Here is a 17,289-nt window from a genome sequence, read left to right on the forward strand (position 1 = left end):
AATTATCCTCAGTCCCGTACTTTGGTCTGGCGTTCGACAGGGTCGATCAACACGGCTTTCTGCTGGCGCACCAGCAGGTCGAGAATTTCGTCCTGGCGCTCGCCGAGAATCCCCGAGAAGCTGATGCCGCTGGATTTGGTCGGCGCGAGCATCGACACGCGATACAACTCGACGCTCAACGGCGAGTCGATGGACAGCGGGCCGCTGCCGTTGCCGGCCAGTTCGCCGCCGACCACGATCAGGGATACCTCGGCATCGAACGGGTCGAGCTTGATGTCCCGGTCGGTGTCGCTCAGGTCCTTGATGTGCCCGTAGACACCGGTCAGGCCGTTGGCCATGGACAAGTTTTCGTAGAGGCGGATGTTCACGCTGTTACGAATCCGGATGCCGTGGCGTCGGTTGCTGATCACCTTGTTGCCGTAGATCAGGTTGTCGGCACTCTCGTAGAGGGTGATGCCGTCAGTGTGGTTCTTGTAGATCTCGTTGTAGGCGATCAGGTTGTTGACGCTGTTACGGTCGATCACCAGGCCCGACAACTTGTTGTCGTAGCTGCGGTTGTTGAAGATGAAGCTGTCGTTCACTTCACGGGAAATAATGATCCCGTGCTTCTTCTTGGTACCAAACACCGTGTTGTCGGCAATGATCAGACCGTGGGAACGGTCATGCGGGTCAATGCCGTAGACGATGTTGTCTTTGTAGGTGTTGCCCTTGACCACGAAGTCGCGGGTTTCGTAGCAGTAGAAGCCGTACCACATGTCCGAGAACTCGGAGCCGACGATCCAGCCGCTCGGTTCAGGGCGCTTGAGCACCTTGGCCATGTTCGGCGTGTATTGGGAAATACTCACGCCGTAGGACTTACTGTTGGCGTAGCCGAAACTGGCGATCTTGCTGTTGGCGATGTAGGTCTGGGTGCCGCCCCAGGACAGCAGGAACGGACGGAATTCCTTCGGCGACTTGAAGGCCGCCGGGCCGTTTGCCTTCTCGCTCCAGCCAGTGATTTTGGTATCGCGCACAAACAGCTGGCCGTCGTTGACCAGGAACGAACCGCCCTCTTGGGACAGGCGCAGTTCCTGGGTCTGCTTGTCGATTTCCAGGATGCCTTTCTCACCCACCACGATCGGCAACTTCGCCAGGAACACACCTGGCGAGGTTTCGCTGAAGTACTGCTTAGGTACTTTATTGGCCAGATCCTTGAGGTTCATGTAGCCGTCGTCGATGAAAATCGCCTGCGGGATACCGTGCTGACGCACGACCCATTCGGCCATCTTGTTATCGCCGCCGATGAAGTCCTTCAGGGCGTTTTCCTGCATCATCCGGCGCACGCTGATTTTGCCGGGCTTGGTGCGCACGACTTTCGCGGCGATGGCTTCGGCGGTATAGCCGGAGGTGTCCGGCAGTTTCGGCTTGGCCAGCTCCAGCGGCGCGGTCGGTGCGCTGCTGACGGTGTAGGTCTTGGCTTGTTGCAATCCCTTGGCAATGGTCGCCGGCTGGCCTTTTTGAACGGGTGAGGCCGGCTCCACAGTGGCGAAGACTGCCGTGCTGGCCAGCAACATCGCGCCGGCCAGCAAGGTTATCGAGCCTCTCTTCGGACTGTTCATGTCAGGAACTCCCTTAGCGGTTCGCATCAGAAGCGCCAGATCACGTCGATAAACGCGCGGTGCATGTACGAGTCGACGCCTTTGCCATACGCATCGCCGGGCTTGAACACACCGCCACGCAACCGCACCAGGGCCGAAGGCTCATCGATCGATTGGCTCAAGGCTGCGGGCAGCAGGCCTTGCTTGAAGTACTTGGTGACGACCACGTCCATTTCCTGGCCGAGGTCTTTGTTGCCATCTTCCAGCGGCAGGGACGTGCTGGAAAGAATCGCGCCGGTCGCGTCATCGGTGTTGTTCTCGACGGCGTTGATACCGTTGCTGCCGACCGGCTTGTTGCCGTCGACGCGCCAGAACTTGTGGTAAATCACACTGGCGTCGTATTCGTCGTTGAGCATCCACGAACCGAACAAGGTAGCGGACTGCATGTTGTTCATTTCGCCACGGAAGGCTTCGCCGAAACGGTGAACCCGCGATTGAGTACCGGTGTAGTTCGAGCGGTTACTTTCCAGGCCGTTCTGTTCGTAATCAGCGCTGGCACGGGCATAGGCTGCACCGACTTGCCATTGCGGATCGAGGCGCAGACGCACACCCAAATCGGTGGCCCAGCCATCAACATTGCCATTGGTTTTGGCTTGTGCCGGAGCGGTGCCGTCGGCGTTGAGCGGGTTGACCTTGTCACGGTCGCCGCTCATGCCGGTCACGCTGCCCCAGTAATTGACGGTGTTGGTGTTGCGCCAGTTGTAGGCATCGCTGTCGGCGGTGAGGCCGATCCAGCTGATATCGCCATTCTCTTTCTTGTCCAGCGAGTCGCCGGCCACACCCGGTTGCGGGTAGTCGAGCTTGCCGTCATCGTGGGTGTGATGACCGCGAATGCCGACCCAGTTGCCCGGCGTCCACTGGTACGCCGCGTCGGCGTAAGCGTGCAGGCGATCCTTGTCCTTTGGCGCAAGTTCGGTGAGGTCGGTGCGGTACTCGCTGAAGCGTTCGGCAACACCGGCGTTGGCGCGCAACAGGGTGGTGTCGAAGGTCCAGTTCAAGGCTTCGATGTTGGTGTCGCGCCATTGGCCGTCGTCATTGCGCAGGCGCTGGCGACCGAGTTTGAGCATCTCGCCGGGGTAAGGCGTGAGGCCGCTGTAGCCGACCCAGAATTCACGCATCGCCAGGTAGTTTTTCTTGGACGTGCGATCACCGCTGTTGGTGGTCTGGTTGGCGTCGTCGGCCTGTTGCAGGGTGTCGGTTTCGATGATGTCGGTGGACGTCACCGCCTGGCCCATGGCGTAGGCGCTCCACGCGCCGCTCTCGCCATAGATCCACGGACGCAAGTCGAGGCCGACGCCATTGACGTCACCGCCCTTGGCAGTGCCGAGGTCGGCGTCGTCTTCGGACTGGGCGGTGACTTTGACGTCAAGGCCGTAGTTCTTGCTTTCAGTCAGGGCCGCCAGGGTCGGGCACGACCACAGCAGGGCGAATGACAGGCCAATACCGGCCTTAACGAATGGATTCAACTTCATAGGGATTCCTCGCCGTCTTCTTCTTCCAGGGCATGCAGTTCCAGCGTGTTCTGGCTCAAGGCACCACGAACGGCCTGTTCTTGTTTCAACAGGCGTTGGGCCTCGGCGAGCTGGGCAGGCGGCAGTTGGGCTTCGAGTGTTTGCGCAAGTTCGGTGGCTTGCGGGGTGTTCTGGGCCTTGGCCAATTGGCTGAAGACATAAGCGTTAAGCGGGTCGGGCCGGGTGCCCTTGCCTTGGGAGAACAGTTGGGCAATGGCGAAGTCGGCGCTGTTCTGGCCGTTACGCGCAGCCTTGAGCAGGTGGTCCAGCGCTTTTTGCGAATAGACCTTGCCCAGGTAACCGCGACGGTAGATCTGGCCGAGGTAGTAATCGGCGGCCACTTCTCTGTCGACGGCTTTCTTGAAGTGTTCTTCGGCGACCTTCGCGTCGGCCGGGACCATTTTGCCTTCGTAGTAGAGCTTGCCCAGCAACAGTTCGGCGCGCGGCTGGTCGGCAGCACGGCCGTTGTCCAGGTACTTCATCATCTTGTCGACGTCACCCAGTTCCGGGAAGTCGTAGAGCAGTTGCGCCAGGCTGACCCAGGAAGCGGGGTAGCCGGGTGCGATGCCTTCCAGCAGCGACTGAGCGGTTTTCTCATCGGTCGTGCCCAGGGATGCATCGCCCAGTACACGAGCCACGCTGTCCACCCGCTGGGCGGAAACCGCGCCGCGAGCCTGAGCGGCTTGCATTTGCTTGATCAGCTCGGCCTGTTTCTCTGGCTGGGCTTTTTTCTGATAGACCGTGGCCAGTTCGACGTAGCAGATGTCGGTGGTGTTCAACGCGGCTTTGCAGATTGTTTCCACTTCGTCCAGATGCTGGTCGTAAGTGCCCTGGGTGCGATAGAGCAGCACTTGGGCCAGGCCCGCTTCCGGCTTGCCTTCGGCGCGCCATTGGCTGATCTGCTGTTGCGCGTTGACGTTCGGGAAACTGTGCGGGTATTGCAGGTACAGCATCGCCAGCGGGATCAGGGTGTTGCCTTCACCATTGGCCGAGGCTTTTTTCAACAGGCCTTCGGCTTCGTGCTGTTCGGCTTCGGTGGAGCCGGGTTTGGCCACCAGCAGACGACCCAGGCGAGCCTGAGCCCGCGGAGAGACGCTGGCCGCAGCGCGATAAGTCGCCTCGGCTTTCTTGATCTGCGCCGGATCACGGCTGTTGACCTGGATATCGGCGAGGCCAACCTGTGCTTCGCTGTAGCCCAGGTCTGCCAGTTGCTGGTAATTCTGCGCCGCCAGCGTGGAATCACCGCGCTTGAGGGCTTCGTTGGCCAGACGCTGGTCGGGCAGGCCGGCGCATCCGGCCAGGGCAATTGCCATGGCCAGAGTCAGCGGGACTGGCAGGATTCTGAGTGGGCTAGTCACGGGCATGTCCTCTTGTTTTTAACGACCGGCGGCCATGGCTTTGTCGATCAGCCAGTTCAGGTTCGGACCACGGGTGGCGTTGACTTCAACCGGGCGACCGGCGAATTTGCTGTCCAGCGGCTCGTCAGGCTTGATCAGCACGCGGATGTCGGACGACAGGTCGGCGCTTTTCAGGCTGGTGCTGCTGGTGATCGTGCCGGAACGGGTTTTGTCTTCGCCGGCGATCTGGAAGCTGACCGAGCTGCCTGGCAGCACGTCGCCAAACTGGCGATAGGAGAAGCGCGCTTCAATGTTGGCTTCGCTGTTACGCGGCACCAGTTGGAAGATCACGTCGCCCTTGCTGGCGTACTGGCCGTTGGCGACCATTTGCTGCGCTACGGTGCAATCGCACGGCGACGTCAGGGTGCCGGTCATTTGCTTGCCGAACAGTTCTTCAACCTTGGCCGGTTGCAGTTGGTTGTCGTCCAGATGGCCCTTGAGTACGTCGAGCATGCTGGTGCTGAACGTCGCCAGCGGGGCGCCTTTGGCCGCAACGCCGTCGGGTTTGATCAGGCTCTGCACCGTGCCGTCGCGCGGCATGGTGATGTTCATGCCCGCCACGCTGACCAGTCCTGCCTGGGCGTGGCTGACGAAGTACATGCCGTACACCGACTTGAAGATGAAACCGAATGCCGTCAGACCGACGAGGAAAATCGCGAAGCTGAAGGTCACTGCACGCAGGCGACCGAACGGGGTCATGCCGTGGCCGCCATCCTTGTTCTTGCGCGCCTTGGTGAAGTTGTCGCGTTGCAGGGTGGCCAGCACTTCACCCATGGTGACGATGTCGCCGGCCAGGTGAGAAGTGATCAGGTGGCGCAGGGTGGAAATGTCCTGGGATTCGAGGTTCTGGAACTGGCAACCGGTACGACCGGTTTCGCGGTCGTGGGAGCGCACCAGTAACTCGACGTCCATGGCCAGGCCGAGGTTATCGATAACGAACTGCAGGCGAGCCTTGTACACATCGCCGATCTTCAATGGCAGCTGACCGGCGTTGAAAGCCAGGCCGCCAGCGGAGAGGTCGATGACCCGAGCTTCTACCGGGGTCCGGTCAGGACCGTAGAAGCGCAGCTTGGCCGGGATTTTTACCCGGGCGTGCTGGCGCTGGGCTTCTGATTCATGCACTACGTTGGCGTTGACGGCGGTATTCATATGGACGATTTCCTAGTTAATTCAGGCGAGTTCGGTCAGACCATCATCAGCAGCACAGCAACAAAAATGCTGCCGGCGGAGAAGGTCATGGTCCGAGACGACCAAGTGTTGAACCAACCTTGAAAGCTGGCGAGATCACGGGTCAGGGAAGTGGGCTGGCGAGTCCAGGACTGTCTGTCGAGGCGGAAGAACACGTAGATCTTCACCAGCGCGCCGACGATCTGGTTGTAATAGAGAATCGCCGGGTAGGCCGGGCCGATCGTGTGACCGGACAAAGACAGCAGCACGGTCAGGATCAGGCGGGTAATGCCGATCCACAGCAGGTAAACCAGGATGAACGCGATGCCGTACTTGAAGCTGGCGATGAGCGCGACGGTCAGGCCCAGCAGCGACGTCCACATCGACACACGCTGGTCGAACAGCACCACCGAAGTGAACAGGCCGAGACGTTTCATCCCCAGGCCCAAGGCGCGGGAGTTCTGCCGCAGGTTGTTGCCGTACCAGCGGAACATCAGTTTGCGACTGGCCTTGATGAAGCTTTTTTCCGGCGGGTGCTCCACGGTGTGAATGGCGGCGTCCGGCACATAAAACGTGTCGTAGCCCAGGCGCATCAAGCTGAACCAGCTCGACTTGTCATCACCGGTGAGGAACTTGAAGCGACCCAGGCGCCAGTGTTGCAGCGAGTCGCTTTCCACGTCGGCGATGAAGTCCGGGTTGGTCACCACAGTGGCGCGGAATACCGACATCCGCCCGGTCATGGTCAGCACGCGCTTGGACAGGGCCATCGAGCACATGTTGATGTGGCGTTGGGCGAAGCGCAGTTTGTGCCACTCGCTCATGATGTAGCCGCCGCGCACTTCGCAGAACTCGTTGGTGGTCAGGCCGCCGACATTGCCGAACATCTGGAACCACGGCACGGTCTTGAGCACGACGCCTTCAGCGAGCACGGTGTCGCCATCGATCACTGCAACCACTGCGCGGTCGTCCGGCAGGTGGCGGGAGATGGCGCGGAAACCATAGGCCAGGCCGTCGCGCTTGCCGGTGCCGGGAATGCGCACGAAGTCGAGCTTGACGCGAGCCGGTGGATTCATTTTGGCCCAAAGGCTTTTCACCAGCTTCTCATCGGACATTTCCACGATGGAGCAGACCATGGTGGTCGGCAGGCCGCAGTCGATCGCTTCGCGAATCACCGAGGCGTAGACCTGGGCGGTGGTTAGCGCGTCGATACGAAAACTGGTGACCATCAGAAACACATGGGACGGGTCTGCCGCTTTACCCAGCTTGCGCACTTTGCGCCGCAGGTGCGGGTAGACCACGTACAGAAACAGCATGCCGCGCAAAAAGTGCGTGGCACCCATCGAGTAGCGCCAGATACCGACGATACCGATCAGGAAGATGAAGTCCTTCGACTCGGAGTCGAACGTGGACGCAGGCAACGCCATGGCGATGCCCATCAAAATACTTAAGTAAAACAGCCAACCGGCGGCCTGTAGTAGGCCGTGCTTTAGCCTGTGCATAATCTGCATCCGTCTCTATCTCGGGCGAGCCTGTGGGGTGGCCCGATGGGGTTAAGGCAGGCGAAAAAGCCGGGAGGGTTGCGGGCTTTGTGAGCCCCGCAAACCCTCCCGATGCCGCTTGTTACCAGCAGATGCCTTCAGTCCGGCCACTCACATTGGTGGCTTGGGACATGAAACCGACCAGGTCGATCACTTGCTTGCCGTGTGGAGCTTCTTGCGCCAGGGCGCGGAATTTCTCGTCACGGTTGCCGAGGATGATCACGTCGGAGTTGTTGATCACTTCGTCGAAATCGGCGTTGAGCAAGGACGAGACGTGAGGGATCTTCGACTCGATGTAATCCTTGTTCGCGCCGTGGACACGGGCGTATTCGACGTTGGTGTCGTAGATGCTCAGGTCGTAGCCCTTGCCGATCAGCATTTCCGCCAGATCAACCAGCGGGCTTTCGCGCAGGTCGTCAGTACCGGCCTTGAAGCTCAGACCCAGCAGGGCGACTTTGCGTTTGCCATGGCTGGTGACGATGTCGAAGGCGTTCTGCACCTGGGACTCGTTACTGCGCATCAGCGAGTTGAGCAGCGGTGCTTCCACGTCCAGGGAACCGGCGCGGTAGGTCAGGGCGCGAACGTCCTTCGGCAGGCAGGAACCGCCGAACGCGAAACCAGGGCGCATGTAGTACTGGGACAGGTTCAGCGTCTTGTCCTGGCAGACCACTTCCATCACTTCGCGACCATCGACGCCGACGGCCTTGGCGATGTTGCCGATCTCGTTGGCGAAGGTCACCTTGGTGGCGTGCCACACGTTGCAGGTGTACTTGATCATCTCGGCCACTGCGATGTCCTTGCGGATGATCGGAGCGTCGAGTTCTTCGTACAGCGATTGCAGAACGTCGCCCGAAGCCTTGTCGAACTCGCCGATAACGGTCATTGGCGGCAGGTCGTAGTCGGCGATCGCGGTGCTTTCACGCAGGAACTCAGGGTTCACTGCAACGCCGAAGTCTGTGCCTGCTTTCTTGCCGGAGCAGTCTTCGAGGATCGGGATCACTACGTTTGCCACAGTACCTGGCAGTACGGTGCTGCGAACCACGATGGTGTGACGGGTGGTCTTGTCACGCAGGACAAAACCGATCTCGCGGCACACGGCTTCGATGTAGTTCAGTTCCAGGTCGCCGTTCTTCTTGCTCGGCGTGCCGACGCAGATCATCGACAGGTCGGTGTCGCGAATTGCCTCGGCGAAGTTGGTCGTGCCGCGCAATTTGCCCGTCTCGATACCCTTCTGCAGAAGCTCGCCCAGACCCGGTTCAACGATCGGCGATTTACCGGCGTTGATCATATCGATTTTGTCTTTGGCAACATCGACGCCAACGACGTCATGGCCCCGTGCAGACAGGCAACCGGCACATACTGCGCCGACGTAACCCAAACCAAATATGCTGATGCGCATCGCAATTACCTCTGTGTTTATCAAGCCATTACATGGCCGGAGTTAATGGTGTTCAGCGGTTGTAGTGCACTCGGAAGTGCGCCTTAAAGGCGTCACAATGCCGCGTGCAGGCATATAAGTTCCGAGTGTCTAAATAAGTGCACTCAAGATGTGCGCAACTAGGCTTTTATTGTTATGGCGTGCCCTGTTATGCAGCAGATCTTCTAATCAGAAGACATTCGTGCAAAGGTCTTGCGCGCTCAATGCCAGGCCAGAAGCCCGTAAATCAAGCGGTTGGGTGCTCAGGTGAGCACGTTTATAGGGGCGCTGCCTTGGCCTTGTAGGGGATATTTATGATGCTTAATCTCCTGTCCTTCATGTGTTGCCCAAATCAGGGATCAGTAGGCAGAAGTTAATGTGACAACTTTGCTACGTGAATCTCTTCTCTGCGTAAGTTATCTCGTACAAGCTCAGAGAGAATGGTTACCGGTGGTATGAGCGACGCATCTGGACATAGTTCCAGTCCGCCCATCGCGATTTCTGAAATTTCTTGAAATATTGAAAAAGATGGCACTGCTTTCATATTGATAGCAACACCTGTTTCGCCCTTGATACATAGGGTTATTGTCGGATTAGATAGTTATTTGCCACTACCGATAAAAAAATTCAGTGCCACTACTGAAAAAAATCAGCAAAGTCGAGTGAAACTAAAGTTAGAAATTCGGGTGATTGATTTTTGACGTCAGTAAAGTGACGAATGGAGCGGGGAATTGTTGGACGATTGGACGTGGCGCACGACCGTTAATGAGGCGTGCGCCAACCGGGTGTTTACTCGGGTGCGTGATCGCGCAGGAACACCAGATTGTCCGGTTTAGACTGCTCGGCGCTGTAGCGATAACCTTGTTCGTCGAACTGCTTGAGGGCTTGCGGGTCGTTGATGCGCTCTTCAATGACGAAGCGAGTCATCATGCCGCGGGCCTTTTTCGCGTAGAAGCTGATGATCTTGTACTGGCCGTTCTTCAGATCCTTGAATTCGGTATTGATGATGCGCGCGTTCAGGGCGGTGCGTTTGACCGCCGAGAAGTACTCGTTGGAGGCCAGGTTCAGCAACACGTCATCGCCTTGGTCGGCCAGGGCTTCGTTCAGCCATTCGCTGATCCGTGTGCCCCAGAAGGCATACAAGTCCTTGCCGCGGGCATTCGCCAGTTTGGTGCCCATCTCCAGTCGATACGGCTGCATCAGGTCCAGTGGGCGCAGCAGGCCGTACAGGCCGGACAACATGCGCAAGTGCTGCTGGGCGTAATCGAAATCGGCCTCGCTGAAAGTTTGAGCATTCAACCCGGTGTAGACGTCGCCCTTGAAGGCGAGCAGTGCCTGTTTGGCGTTTTCCGGAGTGAACGCGGGCGTCCAGCTGCCGAAACGCGCGGCGTTGAGCCCGCCGATCTTGTCGGAGACGTGCATCAACTCGCTGATTTGTGCAGGGGCCAGCTCGCGCAATTGCAGGATCAGCTCCTGGGAATGGTCGAGGTATTGTGGCTGGGTGAAGCGCTGGGTCGCCGGCGGTGTTTCGTAATCGAGGGTCTTGGCGGGGGAAATCACCATCAGCATGAAGTCGTCTCCTTTAATCGTGGGGGCGATTCTAGGGGGTTGTCCTTGTTGACTCCAGCTATGAGCGTCATAGGTGATCGGTGGTGTCATGGAACAAGATCGCAGCCTCGCTTCGCTCGACAGCTCCTACAGTGCGCGTACATCTGTAGGAGCTGTCGAGCGAAGCGAGGCTGCGATCTTTTGATCTTCCCGCGATATAGTGCCGCGCGGGTTTTGTTATGGAGACATCCCATTGCGTATCGTTTTTCTATTCTCGGCCTGGCTGTTGAGCTTTGGCGCCATGGCGGCGCCGGGCGATGTGGCGACGCTTGATCGCAGCACCTGGCCTGAACAGCTCAACAGCCCGACCCTGTTTGATGTGGCATCACGGGCCGAGATCCTCATGTTTTCTCGCGTCCTGTTGGCCAGCGAATCCCTGGATGAAGTGAGCCTGGCCCAGCGCCTGGGGTTGCGCACGGTCAATCTGGAATCGATCAACAACCTGCGCCAGCGCATGTGGCAGCGACTGCTGACCAACTACAACTACGCCCAGCAGAGCTGCGATCAGGATGCCTCCTTCTGTTTCCTGGTCGAGGACATGGACACCCTGCGCCAGCAAGCCGCCAAGTTTCAGGTCAGCGATGAGAGCTACTACATAAAGTGGGCCGAACCGAGCCGACTGTTCCACGCCCAGTACCTGGACGAGCAATTACGCAAGGCAGCGCTGTTTCCGCAAACCAGCAGCGAAGTCGATCGTTTTGGCGACTATGAGCGCAACGGTGATCAGATGCATGACCGGCTGTTTTTGCTGACCTTCGACAGTGCCGCCAATACCGCGCCGGATAACACCGCCTGGGCCACGGAATACCTGCGCAAGTCGAACATGACCGGCACGTTCTTCGTCCTCGGCAAGGACATTCAGGCCCGTCTGGTCGATCGTTCGGTAGCCAGCCTGCAAGCGACGTACTCGAAGCAGTGCATTGGCGTGCAAGGCTGGGAATTTCGCTCCCACAGCCACTGGCAGGACTGGCAGGACTCGGTACGACGCAGCGCCGAACTGGTCAAAAGCAAACTGCCCGAGAACTACGTGCCATTGTTTCGGCCGCCCGATGGTCAGCGTCGGTCTGACGCTGAGGGATTTTTCAAATCCCAGGGCTTGCAGGTGGCGCTGTGGGATATCGATGCCCAGGACGGTGCGGGCAAGCTAAAAGCCAATCAGAGCGCGCAACGGGTGTTGAGCCTGATGTTGTTGTGGCGCCACGGGGTGATCAACTTCAACGTGAAGCAGGATGCGCTGAAAACGGCGATGCCCTGGCTCATCACGCAAACGGCGCAAAGCGGAATCGGCTGGGAAGACTGTCAGGACGCATTTCGCTGAAAACGGCGAAAGGCCGTAAACATTGGGGGAGGGATGATTTTGGGCGAGAGTTCGGTGCAGGCGGACTTCCGACTTTAACGGGGTGATGGCAATCCGCCTAGTGCTATTGGTCACTCTGAAAAATAAACTTCAAAAAAACGTCAAAGTACTTTTTTCTGTCACAGGTTTTGGAGTATTACGAAGACAGACCGCCGAAACCTGCAACACAGGTGGCGTCTTCCAAGACCCAGCTATGGATGCAGTTCACTTGAGTCCCCGCAGGTGAATTCGGTGGCCACTTCGAGGCGCAGCACTGTAACGGTATTGCGTCGACTGGCTCCCACAAAGGTGACCGAGTATGGATGATCACGGACGTAGTTCTTCCTCCAACCAGCCAATCCTTTATGTACTCGATACCAACGTATTGATTCACGATCCAAACGCCCTGCTTAACTTCGAAGAACACCACGTCGCCATCCCGATGACCGTGCTTGAGGAGCTCGACAAGCTCAAGAGCGGGCATCACAGCGTGGCTGCGGAATGCCGTCAGGCGATTCGCCTGATCGACAAGACCTTGGGCGATGCCAGCCCCGAAGATGTCGAACTCGGTGTGCCGATCCAGCGTGGCAAAAGTGGGCCCAAGGGTTTGCTGTCAATTCTGATGAGCAAACGTGCCGAACCGAACATCATTCTGCCCGAGCACCTGAACGACAACATCATCATCAACCAGTTGATCGACCTGCACGCGCGCGAACCAAAGCTGCCCGTAGTGCTGGTGACCAAAGACATCAACATGCGCCTCAAGGCCCGGGCTTGCGGGATCGCGGCCGAGGACTACAGCACCGACCAACTGGTTGACGACGTGTCGCTGCTGCCCAACGGTTATCACAACATGACCGGTTCCTTCTGGGACCGTGTGAGGAATGTCGACACCCGTCAGGACCATGGCCGCACCTGGCACCAGGTACAGTTGATCGACAACCTGCCGGCGGTGCACGTCAACGAGTTCATCATCGACGAACAGGGCTTTGTCGGCTGGATCAAGGAGATCGAGGAAGACAAACTGCTGATTCTCGACCTGCATCAGGAACCCCTGTTGCACCAGGAAGCCTGGGGCCTGAAACCGCGTGACATCTATCAAAGCCTGGCGCTGTACGCCTTGCTCGATCCGGATATCCACCTGGTCAACCTGACCGGGGCTGCAGGTTCCGGTAAAACCATCCTCGCACTGGCGGCGGCGATCGAGCAGACCATGGTCAGCAAACGCTATCGCCGGATCATCGCGACCCGTAGCGTGCAGGGCCTGGACCAGGAGATCGGTTTCCTGCCCGGCACTGAAGCGGAAAAAATGGAGCCTTGGCTAGGCGCCATCACCGACAACCTCGAAGCCTTGCACATGGATGACGAAAACACCCATGGCAGCGTCGATTACATCCTCAGCAAAGTGCCGTTGCAGTTCAAATCCCTCAACTACATTCGAGGCCGCAGCTTCCAGCAGAGTCTGATCCTGATCGATGAATGCCAGAACCTCACGCCGCACCAGATGAAAACCATCATCACCCGTGCCGGCGCCGGTTCCAAAGTGGTGTGCCTGGGCAACCTGGCGCAGATCGACACCCCTTACCTGTCCGCGACCAGTTCCGGGCTGACATACCTGACAGAGCGCTTCAAGGATTTCCCCAACGGTGTGCACATCACCCTGCAAGGGGTGCCACGTTCGATTCTGGCCGAATACGCCGAATCGCATTTGTAAACCTCATCAAAACCGGGCGGCCCAAAGCCGTCCGGTTTTTTATGCCCGACATAAATCAAATGTGGGAGCGTGGCAATCTTGCAATCAAACGTGCGGAATTTTGACCCACAGGTTTACAATCGGGGCTCCTGATCAGGAGTATCCCTGTGCTGACTCATCTCGATTCCCAAGGTCGCGCCAATATGGTCGACGTCACTGAAAAAGCCGTGACGTTCCGTGAGGCAACGGCCCAAGCGCTGGTGCGCATGCTGCCCGAAACCCTGCAGATGATCGTCAGCGGCGGTCACCCCAAGGGTGATGTGTTCGCCGTGGCGCGTATCGCTGGCATTCAAGCGGCGAAGAAAACCAGCGATCTGATCCCTCTGTGCCATCCGCTGCTGCTCACCGGCGTCAAGGTCGAACTCAGTGCCGAAGGCGACGACACCGTGCGCATCGTCGCGCGCTGCAAGTTGTCCGGACAAACCGGCGTGGAGATGGAAGCCCTGACCGCCGCCAGCGTCGCGGCGCTGACTATCTACGACATGTGCAAAGCCGTGGATCGCGGCATGACTATTGAAAGCGTGCGCCTGCTGGAGAAACTCGGCGGCAAGAGCGGCCATTTCCAGGCGGATCAACCATGAACGTCACCGTGAAGTTTTTTGCCCGTTACCGTGAAGCGCTCGGCGTTGATTCGGTGAAGGTTGAAGGCAGCTTCACCACCGTCGACGATGTGCGTGCACTGTTGGCCCAGCGAGACGGTGCCGAAGTGTTGAGCGAGCAAAACCTGATGTGCGCTCGCAACGAAGATCTGTGTCAGCTCGATGAGCCGGTGAGCGATGGCGATGAAGTGGCCTTTTTTCCGACCGTGACCGGAGGCTGAGCCATGGCGATTCGCGTGCAATCCACGGCGTTCGATCCGGGTGCTGAAGTCAACGCCATGCATGCCGCCAATGTGGGCGTCGGTGCTGTGGTGAGTTTTGTCGGCTATGTTCGCGACTTCAATGACGGACTCGACGTCGCCGGGATGTTCCTTGAGCACTACCCGGGCATGACCGAAAAAGCCCTCGCCAAGATCGCCACAGAGGCCGAGCAGCGCTGGCCGCTGCTAAAGCTTGAAGTGCTGCATCGCATCGGCGCCCTGGAGCCGGGGGAGCCGATCGTCTTCGTCGGCGCCGCCAGCGCCCACCGCCAGGCGGCGTTCGACGCCTGCGCCTTTGTCATGGACTACCTGAAAACCCGCGCACCGTTCTGGAAGAAAGAAAATACCCCTGACGGGGCGCGTTGGGTTGAAGGGCGCGACAGCGATCATGCGGCGGCGGATCGCTGGAAGCAGTAGATAGTCAGTTGTTTTTTTGTCCGCTGTCAGTCCGCCTTCGCGAGCAAGCTCGCTCCCACAGGGAATCTATGTCGTACACAGCATTTGTGTACATGGAGATCAAATGTGGGAGCGAGCCTGCTCGCGAAGAGGCCATCTGCAACACCCACTTCCCCCTCTGATTCCCTCCCGACCATCGGCCGCCGAAACCCCACCTGCCCTGATTGACGGCCTATACATAAAAGTCCAGTATGGAATTATAAGTACAAAAAAGCGTTTCCCCGTTTCTGCTCTTTCTTCTGTCTTGCCAAACCAACAACAACCCGCGAGAGAACGAACATGAAGAAATTCCCCCTCATCACCGGTCTGGCCCTGAGCCTGTTGGCGTGCAGCAGCCTGTTCGCCGCCGATAAAACCCTGCGCATCGGCATCGAAGCGGCTTATCCACCGTTCGCGTCCAAAACCGATAAAGGTGAGATTGTCGGGTTCGACTACGACATCGGCAATGCCCTGTGCGCGCAGATGAAGGTCAAGTGTGTCTGGGTCGAAGGTGAGTTCGACGGTCTGATTCCTTCCCTTAAAGTGAAGAAAATCGACATGGCGCTGTCGTCCATGACCATCAACGAAGACCGCAAGAAGTCCGTGGATTTCACCCACAAGTACTACTTCACCTCGTCGCGTCTGGTGATGAAGGACGGCGCGGTCGTGGATGACCAGTACGCCAGCCTCAAGGGCAAGACGGTTGGCGTGCAGCGCGCAACCACCACTGACCGTTACGCCACTGAGGTTTTCGAGCCGAAGGGTATCAACGTCAAGCGTTACGGCAACAACGAAGAAATCTACATGGATCTGGCTGCCGGTCGCCTCGATGCGATCTTTGCCGACACCATCCCGCTGAATGACTTCCTGACGATGCCGCGTGGCAAGGGTTATGCCTTTGTCGGGCCGGAGCTCAAGGATCCGAAATACGTGGGCGAGGCCGCCGGGATTGCGGTGCGCAAGGGCAACACTGAGTTGGTCTACGAGCTGAACACGGCCATCGACGGCATTCGCATCAGTGGCGAATACCAGAAGATTTCAGAGAAGTACTTCAAGTCTGATATCTACGGCGACTGAGCAAACGCATCGCCAGCAGGCTGGTTCCCACTTTGGAATGCATTCAACTGTGGGAGCCAGCCTGCTGGCGATGCGGTCGTGGGATCATGCAAATCTCTGGAAATAGCCCGAATTTAATCCCTTCTTAACCGGCTCGTCGTCTATTCCCCGATACCCCGCTGTGCGCGCCGGACTCTCAAAGGTCAGGGTCAGCGTGTAGACTTCTGGGCAATCGATATTTAGAAGGGAAACGCAATGAGCGAGGAAACGATGCGGTTGGGCCGTGAACGGCGCTATCTGGTGTTGCTGGGCATCATCTGCCTGGGGCTGATCGGTGGTGCGCTGTACATGCAAATTGTTCTGGGCGAGGCGCCATGCCCGCTGTGCATCCTGCAGCGTTATGCGTTGCTGCTGATCGCGCTCTTCGCGTTCATCGGCGCGGCCATGCGCACCCGCCGCAGCATCACAGTATTTGAAACCCTGGTGGTGATCTGCGCACTTGCAGGCGTCGGGGTGGCCGGGCATCACGTCTATACCCAGTTCTATCCGGCGGTCAGCTGCGGCATCGACGTGCTGCAACCGATTGTCGACGGTTTGCCACTGGCGAAGATCTTCCCGCTGGGCTTCCAGGTCGACGGCTTCTGCTCCACGCCATACCCGCCGATCCTCGGTTTGTCGCTTGCACAATGGGCGCTGCTAGCCTTTGTGCTGATCGTGGTGCTGGTGCCGCTGCTCACTTCGCGTAACCGCAAAGCCCTGCGCTGAAGTCATCCGCCGCATCGCTGCACACAAAAAAACGCCCGGGCCCTCGTTGAGGGGGCCGGGGCGTTTTGCATTTCAGGGCACAGGTTAAATGACCTTGATGCGCGACAAGTATGGGTGTGGCACGTGTGCGACATGTTGTCACAGCGGGAGTGTCGCAAGGCATTTCAGGGCGCCGAATTGGTACATGACTACGCAACAAAATTGGCCTGTTTTAGTGTCTGGCAACTTCAACCCAAAAAATCCGGAACAGGCAGTTTTAACAGGCCTTGGCGAATTGCCGAAGCCCTTGTCACATGGGGGCTTTGGCAGGGTCGAAGGAGGGTGCAGCGCCTTCGATACTGTCTGAACTGCCTGAGGTAGACCTACAATTTTTGGTGTTTTTGTTGAGAATTTATTTCGATACCATGGCGCACTTTTGCAAATACCGTGAATGATTGTTGCTGGAATGGATAAAAATTATTTCGGGATGAGACATGGTTTATAAAACGTTACATATCTACAATCGCCCGCACTGAATTCCCGGCACTGCTCATCCCTGAGCAGGAATAGGGCGTCGAGAGGCCGGTTGGCTTCATGCGACTCCCAGGTGTCGGTGCCTTCCAACTATCCGCACCAAATGGAATTGGTCTGTAACAAGGCCTTTGACCACGAATTCGAATAAGAACTCAACGCTGGCCCAGGATTTGTCGAACAGCGTCTGACGCGCGACGGGCAGCCACTTATTCAATCCAAGAAAAATGCCAACCCTTGGCAGGGTGAAGTGTTGGCGATCAAAACCCAACTGCATTGCGCAAGCTGCTTTAGAGGTCG

Annotated in this window: 14 protein-coding genes; 7 read left to right on the forward strand and 7 right to left on the reverse strand. The window is 58.1% G+C overall.

Features of this window, described 5'->3' with window-relative positions; genetic code table 11:
* Positions 1-8: 8 nt before the first annotated feature.
* From algG to yaaA, 7 genes are all read right to left on the reverse strand, one after another.
* On the reverse strand, positions 9-1,598 hold the full coding sequence (algG, locus tag AC3IUE_RS04880; RefSeq protein WP_056743089.1) for a mannuronan 5-epimerase AlgG: 1,590 nt from the start codon (positions 1,596-1,598) through the stop codon (positions 9-11).
* A 26-nt stretch (positions 1,599-1,624) separates the two neighbouring features.
* On the reverse strand, positions 1,625-3,109 hold the full coding sequence (locus AC3IUE_RS04885; protein ID WP_489265894.1) for an alginate export family protein: 1,485 nt from the start codon (positions 3,107-3,109) through the stop codon (positions 1,625-1,627).
* Positions 3,106-4,512 carry an alginate biosynthesis TPR repeat lipoprotein AlgK gene (gene algK, locus AC3IUE_RS04890; RefSeq protein ID WP_489265896.1) on the reverse strand — a complete coding sequence of 469 codons (1,407 nt, stop codon included), beginning with the start codon at positions 4,510-4,512 and terminating at the stop codon, positions 3,106-3,108. The genes AC3IUE_RS04885 and algK overlap by 4 nt, the downstream gene beginning before the upstream one ends.
* Positions 4,513-4,524: 12 nt before the next feature.
* Positions 4,525-5,694, reverse strand: a complete 1,170-nt coding sequence (locus AC3IUE_RS04895) for a PilZ domain-containing protein (protein ID WP_489265898.1) — start codon at positions 5,692-5,694, stop codon at positions 4,525-4,527.
* Between the two features lie 35 nt (positions 5,695-5,729).
* A complete protein-coding gene (gene alg8, locus AC3IUE_RS04900; RefSeq protein WP_442965796.1) occupies positions 5,730-7,211 on the reverse strand; it encodes a mannuronan synthase in 1,482 nt (493 codons plus the stop codon).
* A 121-nt stretch (positions 7,212-7,332) separates the two neighbouring features.
* On the reverse strand, positions 7,333-8,649 hold the full coding sequence (locus AC3IUE_RS04905; protein ID WP_489265900.1) for a nucleotide sugar dehydrogenase: 1,317 nt from the start codon (positions 8,647-8,649) through the stop codon (positions 7,333-7,335).
* Between the two features lie 807 nt (positions 8,650-9,456).
* Positions 9,457-10,236: a peroxide stress protein YaaA gene (gene yaaA, locus AC3IUE_RS04910; protein WP_489265902.1), complete on the reverse strand. Its 780-nt coding sequence runs from the start codon at positions 10,234-10,236 to the stop codon at positions 9,457-9,459.
* A gap of 232 nt (positions 10,237-10,468) precedes the next feature.
* On the opposite strand from yaaA, the gene AC3IUE_RS04915 reads away from it, so the two are divergent.
* The 7 genes from AC3IUE_RS04915 (at position 10,469) to AC3IUE_RS04945 (ending at position 16,479) form a co-directional block, all read left to right on the forward strand.
* Positions 10,469-11,593, forward strand: a complete 1,125-nt coding sequence (locus AC3IUE_RS04915; RefSeq protein WP_489265904.1) for a polysaccharide deacetylase family protein — start codon at positions 10,469-10,471, stop codon at positions 11,591-11,593.
* Between the two features lie 337 nt (positions 11,594-11,930).
* Positions 11,931-13,325 carry a PhoH family protein gene (locus tag AC3IUE_RS04920; protein ID WP_046045946.1) on the forward strand — a complete coding sequence of 465 codons (1,395 nt, stop codon included), beginning with the start codon at positions 11,931-11,933 and terminating at the stop codon, positions 13,323-13,325.
* A 146-nt stretch (positions 13,326-13,471) separates the two neighbouring features.
* A complete protein-coding gene (gene moaC, locus AC3IUE_RS04925; protein ID WP_033061025.1) occupies positions 13,472-13,945 on the forward strand; it encodes a cyclic pyranopterin monophosphate synthase MoaC in 474 nt (157 codons plus the stop codon).
* A complete protein-coding gene (moaD, locus tag AC3IUE_RS04930; protein ID WP_056743105.1) occupies positions 13,942-14,184 on the forward strand; it encodes a molybdopterin converting factor subunit 1 in 243 nt (80 codons plus the stop codon). The genes moaC and moaD overlap by 4 nt, the downstream gene beginning before the upstream one ends.
* A gap of 3 nt (positions 14,185-14,187) precedes the next feature.
* On the forward strand, positions 14,188-14,640 hold the full coding sequence (gene moaE, locus AC3IUE_RS04935; RefSeq protein WP_008153471.1) for a molybdopterin synthase catalytic subunit MoaE: 453 nt from the start codon (positions 14,188-14,190) through the stop codon (positions 14,638-14,640).
* A 318-nt stretch (positions 14,641-14,958) separates the two neighbouring features.
* Entirely contained in the window at positions 14,959-15,735 is a 777-nt protein-coding gene (locus AC3IUE_RS04940) for an ABC transporter substrate-binding protein (RefSeq protein ID WP_489265907.1), read from the forward strand.
* Between the two features lie 234 nt (positions 15,736-15,969).
* The gene (locus tag AC3IUE_RS04945) at positions 15,970-16,479 is read left to right on the forward strand and encodes a disulfide bond formation protein B (RefSeq protein WP_056743109.1); all 510 of its coding nucleotides are present in this window, start codon (positions 15,970-15,972) and stop codon (positions 16,477-16,479) included.
* Positions 16,480-17,289: the final 810 nt, after the last annotated feature.

It is taken from the genome of Pseudomonas sp. GL_093 (assembly GCF_057837605.1).

What these genes read in the sequence shown, in the direction of transcription:
- algG (WP_056743089.1), bottom strand. Translation starts at nt 1,598, where the DNA reads ATGAACAGTCCGAAGAGAGGCTCGATAACCTTGCTGGCCGGCGCGATG.
- AC3IUE_RS04885 (WP_489265894.1), bottom strand. Translation starts at nt 3,109, where the DNA reads ATGAAGTTGAATCCATTCGTTAAGGCCGGTATTGGCCTGTCATTCGCC.
- algK (WP_489265896.1), bottom strand. Translation starts at nt 4,512, where the DNA reads ATGCCCGTGACTAGCCCACTCAGAATCCTGCCAGTCCCGCTGACTCTG.
- AC3IUE_RS04895 (WP_489265898.1), bottom strand. Translation starts at nt 5,694, where the DNA reads ATGAATACCGCCGTCAACGCCAACGTAGTGCATGAATCAGAAGCCCAG.
- alg8 (WP_442965796.1), bottom strand. Translation starts at nt 7,211, where the DNA reads ATGCACAGGCTAAAGCACGGCCTACTACAGGCCGCCGGTTGGCTGTTT.
- AC3IUE_RS04905 (WP_489265900.1), bottom strand. Translation starts at nt 8,649, where the DNA reads ATGCGCATCAGCATATTTGGTTTGGGTTACGTCGGCGCAGTATGTGCC.
- yaaA (WP_489265902.1), bottom strand. Translation starts at nt 10,236, where the DNA reads ATGCTGATGGTGATTTCCCCCGCCAAGACCCTCGATTACGAAACACCG.
- AC3IUE_RS04920 (WP_046045946.1), top strand. Translation starts at nt 11,931, where the DNA reads ATGGATGATCACGGACGTAGTTCTTCCTCCAACCAGCCAATCCTTTAT.
- moaD (WP_056743105.1), top strand. Translation starts at nt 13,942, where the DNA reads ATGAACGTCACCGTGAAGTTTTTTGCCCGTTACCGTGAAGCGCTCGGC.
- moaE (WP_008153471.1), top strand. Translation starts at nt 14,188, where the DNA reads ATGGCGATTCGCGTGCAATCCACGGCGTTCGATCCGGGTGCTGAAGTC.
- AC3IUE_RS04940 (WP_489265907.1), top strand. Translation starts at nt 14,959, where the DNA reads ATGAAGAAATTCCCCCTCATCACCGGTCTGGCCCTGAGCCTGTTGGCG.
- AC3IUE_RS04945 (WP_056743109.1), top strand. Translation starts at nt 15,970, where the DNA reads ATGAGCGAGGAAACGATGCGGTTGGGCCGTGAACGGCGCTATCTGGTG.